Genomic DNA, 14,676 nt, shown 5'->3' with positions numbered 1-14,676 from the left:
GGAAGGCGCCGTAAGAGTTCGACACAGTACTCCGACAGCCTGTCGGACCCCCGCGACCGGCCCCCTCCGGACGCATGATGCGAGGTGCGCGTGACCCACGACGACGTCCGATCCACGAGCAGTCTGACCGCTCGCTCGCCGCAGATCAGCGGGCACGAGATCGCGTCGACCCTCGTCCCGCCCCGCCAGTTCGAGGGCGCGACGTTCGAGAGCTACCGGCCCGACCCGGAGTACCCGTCGCAGGCCGAGGCCGTCGAGGCCCTCCGCGTGTTCGCGGCCGGGGGCGGCTCGCGGGGCGGCGGCGGGTTCTTCGGCCTCGGTCGGAAGAAGGCTCCGGACGTGAAGCCGGGCGTGTACCTCGACGGCGGTTTCGGCGTCGGCAAGACGCACCTCCTCGCGGCCATCTGGCACGCGGTGCCCGGCCGCACCTACTTCGGGACGTTCATCGAGTACACCGCGCTCGTCGGCGCCCTCGGCTACGCCGCGACCGTGTCGCTGCTCAAGGGCTCGGCGCTGCTGTGCATCGACGAGTTCGAGCTCGACGACCCGGGCGACACGATGCTGATGACGCGCCTGCTCGGCGAGCTGGTCGCCTCCGGCACCCGGATCGCCGCGACCTCGAACACGCCGCCGAACGCGCTGGGGGAGGGGCGGTTCGCCGCCGCGGACTTCCTCCGCGAGATCTCGGCGATGGCCGAGCACTTCCGGACGATGCGGATCGACGGAACCGACTACCGCCGTCGCGAGATCGAGGGCCACGCCCTCACGCGCAGCGACTCCGAGATCGACGGGCTGCTCGCCCAGGCACCCCCGGGAGCGGTGCTCACCGACGATCCGTTCCGCGCCGCCGTCGACCATCTCGGCTCGGTGCATCCTTCGCGCTACATCAAGGTGATCGACGGAGTCGACGCGATCGTCCTCCGCGAGGTCACGGCCCTGACCGACCAGACCGACGCCCTGCGGCTCGTCGCCTTCATCGACCGGGTCTACGACGCTCAGATCCCCGTGCTCGCCTCCGGAACCGCCCTCGACGAGGTCTTCGGCGGCGACATGCTCAGCGGTGGGTACCGCAAGAAGTACCTCCGCTCGATGTCGCGCCTCATCGCGCTCACCTCGATGGACCCGTTCGGCCCGCGGACTTCGTAGGATCCGTCGCTCCGCCCAGACGTTTCTGCGCTCGTGGACGGCTCTCTGGCAGCGCCGTGTAACGCGTTGTTTACCGAGGCGGCTCGCCTGTAACACGTTGGAAACGTCGGGCCCCTCGGCACGAAACCTCACCCCGCCAGACTGACGGGCGTACTCAAGCGACCCGACTCCGCTGACGCCCTGGCGTTCACCGGGCCGCTCCTGCGCACCCGAGGAAAGGTTTCACGAATGGATCAAGGCAATACTGCCTTCCTTCTCATCTCGGCAGCACTCGTGCTGCTGATGACGCCAGGACTGGCGTTCTTCTACGGAGGGCTGGTCCGCGCCAAGAGCGTCATCAGCATGATGATGCTCAGCTTCGGCGCCATGGGCCTCATCGGAGTGCTGTGGGTGCTCTACGGCTACGCGATCACCTTCTCGAACGAGGGTGTGGGCAACTTCGTCGGCATCGACGGCGTCATCGGCATCGACCTCAGCCAGCTCGGACTGCAGGCCGCCTTCGACGAGGCCACCAGCGGTGACATCACGACGGCCTTCCCGACGCTCGCCTTCGCGAGCTTCCAGGCCACCTTCGCGATCATCACCGTCGCCCTGATCTCGGGTGCGATCGCCGACCGCGCCAAGTTCGGCGCCTGGATGGTCTTCGCCGGCGTCTGGGCAACCGTCGTCTACTTCCCCGTCGCCTCCTGGGTCTTCAACTTCACCGTCACCGACGGTGCGATCACCGACGGCGGCTGGATCGCCTACGGCGTCGGCGCGAACGACTTCGCGGGCGGCACGGCGGTGCACATCAACGCGGGTGCCGCGGCGCTGGCTCTCGCGCTGGTCCTCGGCAAGCGCGTCAACTTCACCAAGGGTGCGCACCAGCCGCACAACCCGCCGTTCGTGCTCCTCGGCGCAGGACTGCTCTGGTTCGGCTGGTTCGGCTTCAACTCCGGCTCCGAGCTCGCCGCCGACGGCATCGCCGCGGTCGCGTTCCTCAACACGATCGCCGCTCCCGCCGCGGGCATCCTCGGCTGGCTGCTGATCGAGAAGATCAAGGACGGCAAGCCGACCTCGGTCGGAGCCGCCTCGGGTGCCGTCGCGGGTCTCGTCGCGATCACCCCCGCCTGCAACATCCTGACCCCCTTCTGGGCGATCGTGCTCGGCATCGTCACCGGCGCGGTCTGCGCGCTGGCGATCGACCTGAAGTACAAGCTCGGCTTCGACGACTCGCTCGACGTGGTCGGCGTCCACCTGGTCGGAGGCCTCATCGGAACGCTGTACATCGGCTTCTTCGGCAACAACGTCGGCCTGTTCTTCGGCTTCGGCTTCGAGCAGCTCGGCAAGCAGGCCATCGCCGCCTTCGCGGTGCTCGCCTACTCGTTCGTGCTGACCTACGCCATCGGCTGGGTCATCCAGCGGACGATGGGCTTCCGCGTCAAGAACGAGGACGAGGTCGCGGGCATCGACACCGCGGTCCACGGCGAGAACGGCTACGTCCTGGCCGACTAGCACTCGCTATCACCACGGTGACCCGGAGGGGGTGCCGGCTCTTCGGAGTCGGCACCCCCTCCGCGTTGCGTCCCACCTGCGCGGCCCCTGGTTCCGGGCTAGGGTTCCGGGGTGCCCTCCTCACGCTCGGTCGCGTCCCTCCTCCTCCGGCTGCTCGGGCGGGTGAGCGCCTCGCGTCCCGACGCGCCGGCGGCTCCGCAACGCCCGTTCCTGACGACTCCGCAAGCCGCACCCGGCGCGACCGGGGTCGGGCGCACGACCGAGGTCGATCCGGCCCGCGTCCGCGGCGTCCACCTCGGCTACGCCCCGACGGCCGACGGCGATCCCGATCCGGGTGAGATCGTCTGGACCTGGGTGCCGTTCGAGGAGGACGACGGCCGGGGCAAGGACCGGCCCGTGCTCGTCCTCGCCGTCGAGAAGGCCGGGACGGTGCTCGCCGTCCGGCTGAGCTCGAAGCAGCACGACGACTACCTGCCGATCGGCACGGGAGCCTGGGATGCGGAGGGGCGCCCGAGCTACGTCGATCCGGAGCGCGTCTTCCGCGTGCACCCCGCCGGCATGCGGCGCGAGGGCTCGGCGCTCGACCGCGCACGGTTCGACGCCGTGGCGAAGACCGTCTCGGCCCGCTACGGCTGGCGCTGACCTACGGTCGGCGTTGCCCTACGGTCGGCGCTGCCGCTATAGCCGGCGCTGACGGGTCGGGTCGATCGGGACGAGCTCGGGGTACTTGGCCCTGCGGCCGTCGCCCGATGACGTCCCGGTGAGCCGGCGCCGGACCCACGGAGCGACGTACTCGCGGTAGTACTGCGCCGATCCGCCACCGGCCGACACCGGCTGCTCCGGCGCCTCCTGCCACGCGACCGGAGGGGTGAGGCCGAGCGACGACAGCACGCGCGAGGCGACGCGGTGGTGACCGCGCGGGCCCATGTGCAGGCGGTCCTCCGACCACAGGTCCGGGCGCTGGAACGCGGGATCGTGCCAGTTGTCGGCCACGACGACATCGGTGCGACCGTCGAGCCGGCGGAGTACCGCGTCGGTCAGGGCGTCGCCGCGGCGCTTGATCAGCCGTCCGAGTGGGAGGCGCGCCGAGGGGTCGGCGCCCGCGAGCGCGATCAGAGTCACCCCCTCCTCGTCGCAGCGCTCGAGGACGCGGAGGTAGGAGTCGGCGATGACGCCGATGTCCGCACGCGGACGCAGCATGTCGTTGCCTCCTCCGTTGAAGGACAGGTGCGTCGGCCCGAGCGCGAGAGCCGGTTCGAGCTGCTCGGCGACGATCGGCGCGATGAGGCGGCCGCGAATCGCGAGGTTCGCGTACTGGATCCGGTCGCCCGTCGCATCCGCCCAGCCCTGCGCGGCGAGATCGGCCCAGCCGCGCGCGGTGCCGTCGGGGAGCTCGTCGCCGACGCCCTCGGTGAAGGAGTCGCCGATCGCGACGAGACGGACGGCGGTCATCGGGTTCCTCGGCGGGGCATCGTCGCACTGTACCCGGTCGGCGCGCGGTCGCTCGAGAGGCTCAGGAGGCGATGCGCGCGAGACCCGGCGGCGCCTCCTGCTCGATCGCTCGACCCCGGTGCCGGCGCTCGATCGCCTGCCCGGCGTAGCTCGCCGCGATGATCAGGACCGCGCCGCTGATCCCCACCGGGCCGATCGCCTCACCGGCGACGACGACTCCGACCAGAAGCGCCCACACCGGCTCGGTACCCATCAGAATGCTCGCCCGCGAGGCCGAGGTCCGCCGGACGGCCCAGAGCTGCACGACGAAGGCGAACAGCGAGCACAGCAGCCCGAGGAAGAGGACGTCGGCCCATCCGCCGGCGTCCAGCCGCGAGACGGCGGTGGGGAGATCCGGACCGGCCATCGCCGTGAAGACGCACGCGCAGACGAGCATCTGCACGAGCACGACTCCGAGGGATCCCTCGGTGCGGCCGCGGGTGAGATGCGCGCTGCCCGTGACGTGGATCGCCCGCACGACGGCTGCCGCGACCACGAGCCCGTCGCCCCAGGTCGGTGTCCGCAGGCCGCCCTCCGAGACGAGGAGCGCGACTCCGACCACCGCGGCGACGGCGGCGACGAAGTACGAGCGGGGCAGCCAGGAGCGGGAGGCGACGCCCTCGAGGACCGGCGTCAGCACCAGGGCGAGGCTGATCAGCAGCCCCGCGTTGGTGGCGGAGGTGAGGTGCACACCCCAGGTCTCGAGGCCGATGATCAGGGCCTGCGAGCAGCCGAGGAGGGCGGCGATCGCCAGACCGCGGCCGCGGGGGAGGCGCTCCCGCCGGAGGGCGCAGACCAGCGCCGTGGCCAGGGCCGCGACGAGGAAGCGGAGGGCGATCGCCGCGGGTACTCCCGTGTCGGCCGCGAGGTCCTTCGCGGCGAGGAAGCTGGCGCCCCAGACCGCGGCGACGCCGAGCAGGAGGAGGTCGACGACGGGTTCGGGGCGGGTGCGGTCGGCCATGGAGCCACTCTCGTGGAGTACGAGGCGGAAGAACAACGGGGATCTCCTGCATCGACGCATTAGATTCTGCTCATGGATCCTGCTCGACTCCGCCTCCTCCGCGAACTCGGCGACCGGGGGAGCGTCGCGGCCGTCGCCGCCTCCACGGGAGTCAGCGCCTCGGCCGTCTCGCAGCAGCTCGCTGCGCTGCAGGCGGGCATCCCGATCCCACTGACGGTCAAGGACGGCCGCCGCCTCGTGCTGACGGCGGCGGGGGAGGCACTGGCGGTCGCCTCCACGCGCGTGGAGGAGGCGCTCGCCGAGGCGCGGGACGCCGTCGAGTCGTTCCTCGAGCAGGGGGAGCGGGCAGTGGGAGTCTCGGCTTTCCACAGTGCGGGCCTCGCGCTCTTCGGTCCGCTGCTGCGCGAGCTCGGAGACCGCCCGCGCGTCTCGCTCGCCGACGCCGACGTCGCGCAGCACGCCTTCGCCGGACTCACCGCCGACCACGACCTCGTCATCGCGCACCGCCTCGCGCACGACCCGCCGTGGCCGCTGGCCCGCCTGGTCGTGACCGGGTTGTTCGTCGAACCGCTCGACATCGCGCTGCACGCCGAGCACCCACTCGCGGCGCAGGCCGGCATCCGCCCCGAGCAGCTGCGCGGCGAGCGCTGGATCTCGACCCACGAGGGCTTCCCGCTCACCGGGGTCCTCGACCACCTCGGGGCGCTGATCGGCGAGTCGCCGCGGATCGAGCACCGCATCAACGAGTTCTCGGTCGCCGCGCACGTCGTCCGCACCGGCGCGGCGCTAGCGGTGATGCCGCGCACGACGGCGGCGGCCCTCGCCGTCGACGGCATGGTGCTGCGTCCGGTCGTCGGCGCCACGCTCGTCCGCCACGTGGACGTGCTGGCGCGGCCGGACGCGCTCGCACGGACGCCGGTGCGCACGGTGCTGGCCGCGCTCCGGAGAGTGGCCTCGGTCGCGGCGGAGCAGGCCGACCGACCGCGGCGGTCTTCCTGACTCCGACGGTCAGGTTGCTCGTGAACACTGCAGGAGGCGCCCGCCGAGAGCCCGACGCCACGACGCGATGAAGGAGACACGATGACCGATCAGGCCGGGATCCCCGACGCCACCACGCTCGAGGGGACGAAGCGCAGCATCGCGATCCTCGGTGCCGGCGGCGACCTCACCGAGCGACTCCTCCTCCCGGGTCTCGGCCGAGTCGCCGAGCTCGCCCGCGACCTGGAGCTCACGCTGATCGGAGCCGCGCGGACCCCGCAGAGCGACGACGAGTGGAAGGCCCTCGTGCGCCGCAGCCTCGAGAGCGCCGGGACGGCGGCGCACACCGTGGAGTCGCTCGTCTCGGGCGCCCGCTTCGTGGCGACCGATGCCTCCGACCCGGAGCAGCTGACGGCTCTGCTCGACGCGTGCCCCTCGGCGCCCGTGCTGTACGTCGCGCTCCCTCCTGCCATGGGGCATGCGATCGCCGAGTCGCTGGCGGAGATCGAGCTCCCCGACGACCTCGTCGTCGCCATCGAGAAGCCGTTCGGCGAGGATCTCGAGGATGCCGTCGCCCTGAACGCGGCACTCGCCGAGGTGATCCCCGACGGCCGGCTCTGGCGCGTGGACCACTTCCTCGGCAATGCGACCGTGATGGGGATGCTGGGCCTGCGCTTCGGGAACCGGCTGCTCGAGACGAGCTGGAACGCGGATCACGTCGAGAAGGTCGAGATCGTCTACGACGAGACGCTCGGGATCGAGGGGCGCGCCGCGTTCTACGACTCGACCGGTGCCCTGCGGGACATGCTGCAGAGCCACCTGCTGATGGTGCTCGCGCTCACCGCGATGGAGCGCCCGGACGAGATCGCGCCCGGCGACGTCCACGCGCGCATGTCCGAGGTGCTCGGGGCCGTGCGCCTCTGGCGGGACGACCCGAGCTCCGCGCGCCGCGCCCGGTACACCGAGGGGCGCGTCGACGGCCGCTTCTTCCCCTCCTACGTGGACGAGCCCGATGTCGACGCCTCCGCCGGCACCGAGACGCTGGCCCAGGTGCTGCTGCAGGTCGACACGCCGCGCTGGGCGGGAGTGCCGTTCCTCCTGCGCTCGGGCAAGGGGATCGGCGACCCGCGCACGGAGGTCGCGGTGCACTTCCGTCCGGCGACCCCGCCCCGCGGCCTCCGCGGGTCGACGGACGAGGCGGGGACGGTGCTGCGGATGTCGCTGAAGGGCGGCGACGTGCACCTGGACCTGTTCGTCAACTCCGCCGACGACCTCACCGACGTCGATCGGGTGACGCTCGAGGCGCAGCCCGGTACGGCGACTCTCGATCCCTATGCGCAGGTCCTGGCCGAGATCCTGCAGGGCGACACGCTGCTGTCGGTGCCGGGCGACGTGGCCGAGCAGTGCTGGCGCATCATCACCCCGGTGCTCTCGGCCTGGGCCGCGGGTGAGGCGCCCCTCGAGGAGTATCCGGCCGGGAGCGCCGGGCCCGCCGACTGGTGACCGTCGGCGCGGCTCCCGCGAGGGGGTCGTGCTGCTGCGTCCGCGCCAGAAGAGCGGGGACGCAGCAGCACCGGTCCGGCCACCCTGGCACGGCGGTGTCGAGACCGTCACACCGCCGAAACGCCCTCGCCACACCCCGTCCGTAGCTTGGGGGCTCAGCGTCCCGCGACCCGACGGGCGCAGACCGCCGCGCAAAGGGGCTGCAATGAGTGGAAATACCGTCCGTCGTGATGCGATCAAGGACGTCGAGGCCTATGTGCCGCCGGCCGTCAGCTTCACGGATGCCGAAGCGCCGGGGCAGATCTTCGGTGAGAACGTGTTCAGCACCATCGTCATGCGCCAGCGGCTGCCGAAGTCGGTCTTCAAGTCCGTCATGGCCACGATCGAGCACGGCGCGACGCTCGACCCGCTGGTCGCCGACGCCGTCGCCTCGGCGATGAAGGACTGGGCGCTCGAGAAGGGCGCGACGCACTACGCGCACGTGTTCTATCCGCTGACCGGCCTCACCGCCGAGAAGCACGACTCGTTCTTCGAACCCGTGGGCGACGGCTCCGCTCTCGCCGAGTTCGCCGGCAAGACGCTCATCCAGGGCGAGCCGGACGCCTCGAGCTTTCCCAACGGCGGCCTGCGCAACACCTTCGAGGCCCGCGGCTACACGGGCTGGGACGTCACGAGCCCCGCCTACGTGCTCGAGAACCCCAACGGCAACACCCTCTGCATCCCCACCGTCTTCGTCTCGATGACGGGGGAGGCGCTCGACCACAAGACGCCGCTGCTGCGCTCGCAGCAGGCGATGGGCGAGCACGCGGAGCGGATCCTGCGTCTTTTCGGCCACACGGAGCAGGCCAGGATCGTGTCGTTCTGCGGGCCCGAGCAGGAGTACTTCCTGATCGACCGGCACTTCTTCCTCGCCCGCCCCGACCTGCTGAACGCCGGCCGCACGCTCTTCGGCACCAAGCCGCCGAAGGGCCAGGAGTTCGACGACCACTACTTCGGCGCCATCCCCGAGCGCGTGCTCGGCTTCATGATGGACACCGAGCGGGAGCTGTTCAAGCTCGGCATCCCGGCGAAGACCCGGCACAACGAGGTCGCGCCCGGCCAGTTCGAGATCGCGCCGATGTTCGAGCGCGGTAACATCGCGGCCGACCACCAGCAGCTGCTCATGACGACCTTCAAGACGATCGCGAAGAAGCACGGCATGGAGTGCCTCTTCCACGAGAAGCCGTTCCAGGGGGTCAACGGGTCGGGCAAGCACGTCAACTTCTCGCTCGGCAACAGCGAGCTCGGGTCCCTCCTCGTACCCGGAGACACACCGCACGAGAACGCGCAGTTCCTCGTCTTCTGCGCCGCGGTGATCCGCGCGGTGCACCTCTACGGCGGTCTACTGCGCGCGTCCGTCGCGTCGGCGTCGAACGACCACCGTCTCGGAGCGAACGAGGCGCCTCCGGCGATCATCTCGATCTTCCTCGGTGACCAGCTCGGCGACGTCTTCGAGCAGCTCGCGAAGGGCCGCGCGACGTCGTCGAAGGGCAAGGGCACCATGCAGATCGGAGTCGACACCCTGCCGGTCCTGCCGACGGACCCCGGCGACCGCAACCGCACCAGCCCCTTCGCCTTCACGGGCAACCGCTTCGAGTTCCGCGCGCCGGGGTCGATGCAGTCGGTGAGCGGGCCGATGGTCACGATCAACACGATCATGGCCGACTCGCTCGACTACGCCGCGACCGAGCTCGAGACGGCGGTCGCCGGCGGCGCCGACTTCGACACGGCCGTGCAGGACCTGCTGACCCGCATCATCACCGAGCACGGCGCGGTCGTCTTCAACGGCGACGGCTACGCGGACGCGTGGCCCGTCGAGGCCGAGAAGCGCGGCCTGGCGAATCTGCGCACCACGCTCGACGCCCTGCCCGAGCTGATCACCGATGAGGCGCTCGCGCTCTTCGAGAAGTACCGGGTGTTCAACCACCGCGAGATGCACAGCCGGTACGAGATCGGGCTCGAGCAGTACAGCCTGAGCATCGGCGTCGAGGCGCGGCTCACCCTCGAGATGGGGCGCACCTCGATCCTCCCCGCGGCCGTCCGCCACCAGACCGAGCTCGCCGTGAACGTCGGAGCCCTCAAGGCCGCCGGCGTCGAGGCCGACCTCGCCCCGCTCACCGAGGTGAGCGACGCGGTCGCCGAGCTGCGCGCCTCCCTCGCGACTCTCACGGCGGCGCTCGCCGAGGAGGTCGGTCACGAGGCGCTCGCCGAGGCAGAGCACGCGAAGGACGCGCTGCTGCCGGCGATGAACGCGGTACGGGTCGCCGCCGACGCCATCGAGGGCATCATCGCCGACGACCTGTGGCCGCTGCCGACCTACCAGGAGATGCTCTTCATCCTCTGACGCACCGGTTCGGGACCGCTCGGCGGGGGCGGTCCCGAACGCGGCGGCAGGTACTCTGGGGACCCAGATGACTCCCGACAGCGAACCCCCCGTCACCCTCTCCGACTCCCTCGAAGACCGGCTGCGCGCCCAGGTCGCCCGCGAGGGCGAGCGGAACGTCGCTCGGCGCTCGGCGGCCCTGCTCACCGGCGGCTACGAGGGCGAGTCCTTCCTGCTCACCGTGGGAGGCGAGCACGCCGAGGGCATCCTGAAGGGTGCGCCGTCGCTGTACTGGCCCGAGCTGTGGGGCGCTCGCGCCCTGCTCTACGTCTGGGACGACGACGCGGCCGAGGCCGTGACCGCGGGCCTCGCCAACACCTCCTGGCGCGTCCGCGAGATGTGCGCCCGGGTCTGCGCAGAGCGCCTGCTCGGCGGCCAGAAGAAGCTCACCCGTCTCACCACCGACGCGCACCCCCGCGTGCGGGCGGCCGGGGCACGCGCACTCTCGGCGGTCGCCGTCGCCGGCACCTCGTCGGGGCGCGACGGGAAGGGTGAGTTCGCGGCCAGCGTCGAGCAGACGCTGACCGCGATGCTACGCGATCCCGACCGCGACGTCCGCCGGGCAGCCCAGCAGTCGGCCGACGCGGTGCGGTCGGCGCGCAGCTGACGCTCACCTCCCGGAGTCCGTCGGGCGCAGAGCCCGTCAGGCGCGCGGAGGCCCCGGCGTCAGCTCCGGAGTCCCGCCGGGGCCGGAGAGGAAGCAGCCCACGAAGGTGACGCCCTCGGGCGTGGCATCGAAACGGTCGATGAGCACCCCCGCCGGCTCGTAGAAGGCGTCGCCGGCGCGCAGGATCGTCTGCGGGCCGCCGTCGACCTGGAAGTACGCCGAGCCGGCCTCGATCATCCCGAAGACGGGGCCGTTGTGGTGGTGAGGTCCGCCAGCCACGTCCGGCGGGATCGTGATCCGGCGCACCTGCACGCTCGCGGTGACCTGATCGGGGAGCGACTGCTCGAGGAGCGTGGTTCTCGTGACGGGTTCGGTCATGGTGCGATCCTGCCGGCGCGACGTCAGAGCGGGCGCGGCCGGTAGGCCTCGATCAGCGAATCGAAGAGCGTGTTCATCCGGGCATCGACGACCTGGCGCGACAGGTCGGCGTCGTACCACTCGATGATCTGCCGTGCGCCGTCGCTGAAGCGGATCGACGGGAAGTAGGCGGGCACGACACTCCGGATCTTCGCGTTGTCGAAGACCATCGAGTGGGCCTTGTCGCCGATGATCCCGGCGCCGAGCTCCGGGTCTGCCGCCGCGATCGCGTCCGAGGTCACGTGCACGAGGCGGGCCTCGACTCCGGCCGCCGCGGCGAGCGCGTGGTGGATCTGGTCCCACGTCGGCGACTCGTCGCCCGTGATGTGGAAGGCCTCGCCGATCGCCGCGGAGGCGCCGAACAGTCCTACCAGGCCGACCGCGACGTCGTCGGTGTGCGTGATCGTCCAGCGCGAGGTGCCGTCTCCGAGGACGACGACCTCGAGTCCGCGGCGCATCCGGTCGATGACGGTCCAGCCGCCGTCCACGGGCAGGGCGGTGCGGTCGTAGGTGTGGGAGGGTCGCACGATCGTGATCGGGAAGCCGCTGCGCCGGTACTCGGCGACCAGGAGGTCCTCGCAGGCGATCTTGTCCCGCGAGTACTGCCAGAAGGGATTGCGGAGCGGAGTCGACTCGGTCACGGGGAGTCTGGTCGGCGGCGTCTGGTAGGCCGAGGCGGAGCTGATGAAGACGTACTGGCCGGTGCGCCCGGCGAAGAGGTCGATGTCTCGCTGCACGTGCTCGGGAGTGAAGGCCGCGAACTCGACGACGACGTCGAAGGTCTCCTGGCCCAGCGCCGCGCGAGCGGAGTCGGCGTCACGGATGTCGCCGCGCAGCTCGCGGACGCCGTCCGGGACCGGGCGGATCGCGGTGGAGCCGCGGTTGAGGACGGTGACGTCGTATCCGAGCTGGAGGGAGCGGACGACGCAGGCCGAGCTGATGATGCCCGTCCCTCCGATGAACAGCACGCTGAGTGACATGGCCGGGCTTTCTGCGAGGAGCGGGACGGATCACTCCATCCCCTCATGCCGGAGTCGCTTCCGCGGGATCCTCGACCGCGCCACGCCGATCGCGGACCCGAATCGGCATCGGGGGTGCCGGCGCCGTCATCCCGAGGCGTCCTCCTTCTGCAGCGGGCAGGTGCCGCCGGGCTCGATCGCGAGCTCGAAGTGCCAGCGCTCGTTGGCGTAGGTCTGGCAGAGCCCGTAGGCGGCGCCGTGCTCCATCAGCCAGAACTGGGCGTCGAGGGGGCCGATGTCGACGGCGTCCCCGGTGACGTGCGCCGACAGCTCCGGCGTGCTCACCCATCTGCGCGCCTCCTCGAGGCTGCCGTAGGTGGTGACCGCCTCCTCGAGGAGCTCGGCCTGGTATGCGGCGCTCCGCCAGCCCGAGGTGACCGACATCTCCTGACCGTCGGCCTCGGCCGCCGCGGCGGCGGCCTGCACCGCCGCCCTCAGCGCGGGGTCGAGGCCCGAGACGGCGGGAGCGCTCTCGTCGAAGATCGACAGCGGCGCGTCATCGGGGACGTACCCGCTGTCGGGGGAGAGGGCGTCACTCCCGGAGGGGAGCTCCGAGACGCCGAGGAGAGGCCGCCCGCCCGACGCGGCGCAAGCGGCGAGGCCGAGGCCGGCGGCCGCGATGAGCACGAGGGCGGCGAGCGCCCGCCTCCGGGTGTGGTTCTCCATGCTGTCCTCCCTGCACCGAGCGGTCGCTCCGCCGGCGCAGGAACGACTCCACCAGCACGGCTGTTGCAGGGCCGTTGCGCGATCACGAGATGTTTCCGCAACACGGCGGCTGCCACACTGAGCACCGTCGAGCGGAGGGACGGGCATGCGGGTACTGGTCGTCGAGGACGAGGTGTTCCTCGCGGAATCGCTGCAGGCGGGACTGCGTCACGAGTCGATCGCCGCGGATGTCGCCTTCGACGGCGACGACGCCCTCGAGCGCCTCGCCGTCACCGCCTACGACGTGGTCGTCCTGGACCGCGACATCCCGGGTACGCACGGTGACGAGGTGTGCCGGATCATCGCCCGCGACCACCCGGCCGTGCGGGTGCTGATGCTCACGGCCGCGAGCCGCCTGAAGGACAAGGTCGCCGGCTTCGAGCTCGGCGCCGACGACTACCTCACCAAGCCGTTCGCGCTCGAGGAGCTCCTCGTCCGCCTGCACGCGCTCGCCCGGCGACCGACCGCCGCGACGCCCCCGGTGCTCGAGGTCGGCGAGCTGCGGCTCGACCCGTTCCGTCAGGAGGCCTACCGCGCCGGCCGGTACCTCCGCCTCACGCGCAAGCAGTTCGCCGTGCTGCAGCTGCTGATGCAGGCGCGCGGCGGAGTGGTCAGCGCCGAGACGATGCTCGAGAAGGCGTGGGACGAGAACGCCGACCCTTTCACGAGCGCGCCCCGCGTGACCATGTCGACACTCCGCCGGGCACTCGGGTCACCGGATCCCATCGAGACGGTCCCGGGCGCGGGCTACCGGCTGCGGGACCCGGAGTGACCCGCTCCGTTCGGCCCCGGGGCCTGTCGGTGCGGGCCCGGCTGACGCTGAGCTACGCCGGCTTCCTCGTCGTGGTGGGCGCGGCCTTCTTCGTCGTCGGCCTGCTGCTGCTGCGCTTCGTGCCGGAGGGGGCCCTCATCCAGGTCAGCGGGGGAGGGATGGCCCCCTCCCGCTCCGATCTCCTCGAGGTGTTCGTCCGATACGCCCTGCTCGCGCTGCTGGCGCTCGCCGTGGTCGGGCTCGGCGGCGGATGGCTGGTCGCCGGGCGGATGCTGAGGCCGCTCCGCCGGATCACCGGCACGGCGAGGGCGGTCCGCGACGGAGCCCTCGACCTCCGGGTCCGTCTGCCGGGGAGGCAGGACGAGCTGTCCGATCTCGCGGACACGTTCGACGAGATGCTCGATCGGCTGCGCGAGTCGCTCGAGGTGCAGGAGCGCTTCGCCGCCAACGCGTCGCACGAGCTGCGGACCCCACTCGCCGTCCTGTCCACGATGCTCGAGGTGGCGGCCCGGAATCCCGACGGGCAGGACTACCCGCGACTCCTCGAGCGCCTGCGCCTCACCACGGAGCGGGCCGTGGGGCTCACGGAGTCGCTGCTGAGGCTCGCCGATGCGGAGGCCGTGGCCGCCGAGCCCGTCGATCTGGCGGGACTCGTGCGGGCGAGCATCGCGGAGAACGCCGACGAAGCGGCTCACCGCGAGGTCGAGCTGACGCCCCGGCTCACTCCGGCGGTGCTCATCGGCGATCCGGCTCTCCTCTCGCTCCTCGTCGGCAACCTCGTGCAGAACGCGGTCCGCCACAGCGGTCACGGCGGTCGCGCCTCGATCAGTGCCCATCGCTCCGACGAGCTCGTCCAGCTGCGGATCGAGAGCACCGGCAGCGTTCTCGACGCAGAGACTGCGGCGAGGCTGTCCGAGCCCTTCCTCCGCGGCTCCGGCCGGACCGCGGGAGGCGGGCACGGCCTCGGCCTCGCCCTCGTGCGCCGCATCGCCGAGGTGCACGGAGGATCGCTCTCGCTCGTTCCGCGCTCAGAGGGCGGCCTGGTCGTCTCGGTCCGGCTGCCGGCAGCCCCGCACTGACCACCCCGCACGAGTGCCCTCCTCCTCGACGGCCCGCCGGCGCGGGCCTACAGTGGCTGCGACGGCCTGGAGAGTCCGAAGC

At 71.5% G+C, this 14,676-nt stretch carries 14 protein-coding genes; 9 read left to right on the top strand and 5 right to left on the bottom strand.

The features are described 5' to 3' along the window. The first annotated feature begins 90 nt into the window (after positions 1 to 90). The 3 genes from zapE to ASG06_RS14460 all read left to right on the top strand — a co-directional run bounded on the left by zapE (position 91) and on the right by ASG06_RS14460 (position 3,282). A complete protein-coding gene (gene zapE, locus ASG06_RS14470; RefSeq protein WP_056044570.1) occupies positions 91 to 1,146 on the top strand; it encodes a cell division protein ZapE in 1,056 nt (351 codons plus the stop codon). A gap of 228 nt (positions 1,147 to 1,374) precedes the next feature. After that, complete coding sequence (locus ASG06_RS14465) at positions 1,375 to 2,640, top strand: ammonium transporter (RefSeq protein WP_056043697.1); 1,266 nt, start codon at positions 1,375 to 1,377, stop codon at positions 2,638 to 2,640. 111 nt (positions 2,641 to 2,751) lie between these two features. Beyond that, positions 2,752 to 3,282: a type II toxin-antitoxin system PemK/MazF family toxin gene (locus ASG06_RS14460; RefSeq protein WP_156465995.1), complete on the top strand. Its 531-nt coding sequence runs from the start codon at positions 2,752 to 2,754 to the stop codon at positions 3,280 to 3,282. A gap of 36 nt (positions 3,283 to 3,318) precedes the next feature. Here ASG06_RS14460 and ASG06_RS14455 read toward each other — a convergent pair whose 3' ends face one another. Both ASG06_RS14455 and ASG06_RS14450 read right to left on the bottom strand, forming a co-directional pair. Then, positions 3,319 to 4,092, bottom strand: a complete 774-nt coding sequence (locus ASG06_RS14455; RefSeq protein WP_056043694.1) for an SGNH/GDSL hydrolase family protein — start codon at positions 4,090 to 4,092, stop codon at positions 3,319 to 3,321. A gap of 61 nt (positions 4,093 to 4,153) precedes the next feature. Beyond that, complete coding sequence (locus ASG06_RS14450; RefSeq protein ID WP_056043691.1) at positions 4,154 to 5,092, bottom strand: DMT family transporter; 939 nt, start codon at positions 5,090 to 5,092, stop codon at positions 4,154 to 4,156. 72 nt (positions 5,093 to 5,164) lie between these two features. On the opposite strand from ASG06_RS14450, the gene ASG06_RS14445 reads away from it, so the two are divergent. The 4 genes from ASG06_RS14445 to ASG06_RS14430 all read left to right on the top strand — a co-directional run bounded on the left by ASG06_RS14445 (position 5,165) and on the right by ASG06_RS14430 (position 10,602). Next, positions 5,165 to 6,091, top strand: a complete 927-nt coding sequence (locus ASG06_RS14445) for a LysR family transcriptional regulator (RefSeq protein WP_056043688.1) — start codon at positions 5,165 to 5,167, stop codon at positions 6,089 to 6,091. An 81-nt stretch (positions 6,092 to 6,172) separates the two neighbouring features. Further along, positions 6,173 to 7,573: a glucose-6-phosphate dehydrogenase gene (locus tag ASG06_RS14440; RefSeq protein ID WP_056043686.1), complete on the top strand. Its 1,401-nt coding sequence runs from the start codon at positions 6,173 to 6,175 to the stop codon at positions 7,571 to 7,573. 205 nt (positions 7,574 to 7,778) lie between these two features. Next, a complete protein-coding gene (locus ASG06_RS14435; protein ID WP_056043684.1) occupies positions 7,779 to 9,956 on the top strand; it encodes a glutamine synthetase III family protein in 2,178 nt (725 codons plus the stop codon). Positions 9,957 to 10,023: 67 nt separating this feature from the next. Next, a complete protein-coding gene (locus ASG06_RS14430) occupies positions 10,024 to 10,602 on the top strand; it encodes a HEAT repeat domain-containing protein (protein WP_231727764.1) in 579 nt (192 codons plus the stop codon). A 36-nt stretch (positions 10,603 to 10,638) separates the two neighbouring features. Here the strand turns inward: ASG06_RS14430 and ASG06_RS14425 are convergent, their stop codons facing one another. The 3 genes from ASG06_RS14425 to ASG06_RS14415 all read right to left on the bottom strand — a co-directional run bounded on the left by ASG06_RS14425 (position 10,639) and on the right by ASG06_RS14415 (position 12,704). Continuing rightward, a complete protein-coding gene (locus ASG06_RS14425; protein WP_056043682.1) occupies positions 10,639 to 10,980 on the bottom strand; it encodes a cupin domain-containing protein in 342 nt (113 codons plus the stop codon). A gap of 23 nt (positions 10,981 to 11,003) precedes the next feature. Further along, positions 11,004 to 11,999 carry an SDR family oxidoreductase gene (locus ASG06_RS14420; protein ID WP_056043680.1) on the bottom strand — a complete coding sequence of 332 codons (996 nt, stop codon included), beginning with the start codon at positions 11,997 to 11,999 and terminating at the stop codon, positions 11,004 to 11,006. Between the two features lie 126 nt (positions 12,000 to 12,125). Then, positions 12,126 to 12,704, bottom strand: coding sequence for a M15 family metallopeptidase (locus tag ASG06_RS14415; RefSeq protein WP_056043677.1), 579 nt, complete (start codon positions 12,702 to 12,704; stop codon positions 12,126 to 12,128). A gap of 145 nt (positions 12,705 to 12,849) precedes the next feature. Between ASG06_RS14415 and ASG06_RS14410 the strand changes: the two genes are divergently transcribed. Continuing rightward, positions 12,850 to 13,515, top strand: coding sequence for a response regulator transcription factor (locus ASG06_RS14410; RefSeq protein ID WP_056043674.1), 666 nt, complete (start codon positions 12,850 to 12,852; stop codon positions 13,513 to 13,515). Then, positions 13,512 to 14,594, top strand: coding sequence for a sensor histidine kinase (locus ASG06_RS14405; RefSeq protein WP_056043671.1), 1,083 nt, complete (start codon positions 13,512 to 13,514; stop codon positions 14,592 to 14,594). The genes ASG06_RS14410 and ASG06_RS14405 overlap by 4 nt, the downstream gene beginning before the upstream one ends. Positions 14,595 to 14,676: the final 82 nt, after the last annotated feature.

The organism is Rathayibacter sp. Leaf185 (assembly GCF_001423885.1).
Classification (GTDB): domain Bacteria; phylum Actinomycetota; class Actinomycetes; order Actinomycetales; family Microbacteriaceae; genus Rathayibacter.
Note: the sequence above shows the minus strand (reverse complement) of the source record. Positions and strands in the feature narration are given on the sequence as shown.

Excerpts from the sequence above, each read along its gene's own strand:
- ASG06_RS14465 (WP_056043697.1), top strand. The coding sequence starts at position 1,375 with ATGGATCAAGGCAATACTGCCTTCCTTCTCATCTCGGCAGCACTCGTG.
- ASG06_RS14455 (WP_056043694.1), bottom strand. The coding sequence starts at position 4,092 with ATGACCGCCGTCCGTCTCGTCGCGATCGGCGACTCCTTCACCGAGGGC.
- ASG06_RS14450 (WP_056043691.1), bottom strand. The coding sequence starts at position 5,092 with ATGGCCGACCGCACCCGCCCCGAACCCGTCGTCGACCTCCTCCTGCTC.
- ASG06_RS14445 (WP_056043688.1), top strand. The coding sequence starts at position 5,165 with ATGGATCCTGCTCGACTCCGCCTCCTCCGCGAACTCGGCGACCGGGGG.
- ASG06_RS14440 (WP_056043686.1), top strand. The coding sequence starts at position 6,173 with ATGACCGATCAGGCCGGGATCCCCGACGCCACCACGCTCGAGGGGACG.
- ASG06_RS14435 (WP_056043684.1), top strand. The coding sequence starts at position 7,779 with ATGAGTGGAAATACCGTCCGTCGTGATGCGATCAAGGACGTCGAGGCC.
- ASG06_RS14430 (WP_231727764.1), top strand. The coding sequence starts at position 10,024 with ATGACTCCCGACAGCGAACCCCCCGTCACCCTCTCCGACTCCCTCGAA.
- ASG06_RS14425 (WP_056043682.1), bottom strand. The coding sequence starts at position 10,980 with ATGACCGAACCCGTCACGAGAACCACGCTCCTCGAGCAGTCGCTCCCC.
- ASG06_RS14420 (WP_056043680.1), bottom strand. The coding sequence starts at position 11,999 with ATGTCACTCAGCGTGCTGTTCATCGGAGGGACGGGCATCATCAGCTCG.
- ASG06_RS14415 (WP_056043677.1), bottom strand. The coding sequence starts at position 12,704 with ATGGAGAACCACACCCGGAGGCGGGCGCTCGCCGCCCTCGTGCTCATC.
- ASG06_RS14410 (WP_056043674.1), top strand. The coding sequence starts at position 12,850 with ATGCGGGTACTGGTCGTCGAGGACGAGGTGTTCCTCGCGGAATCGCTG.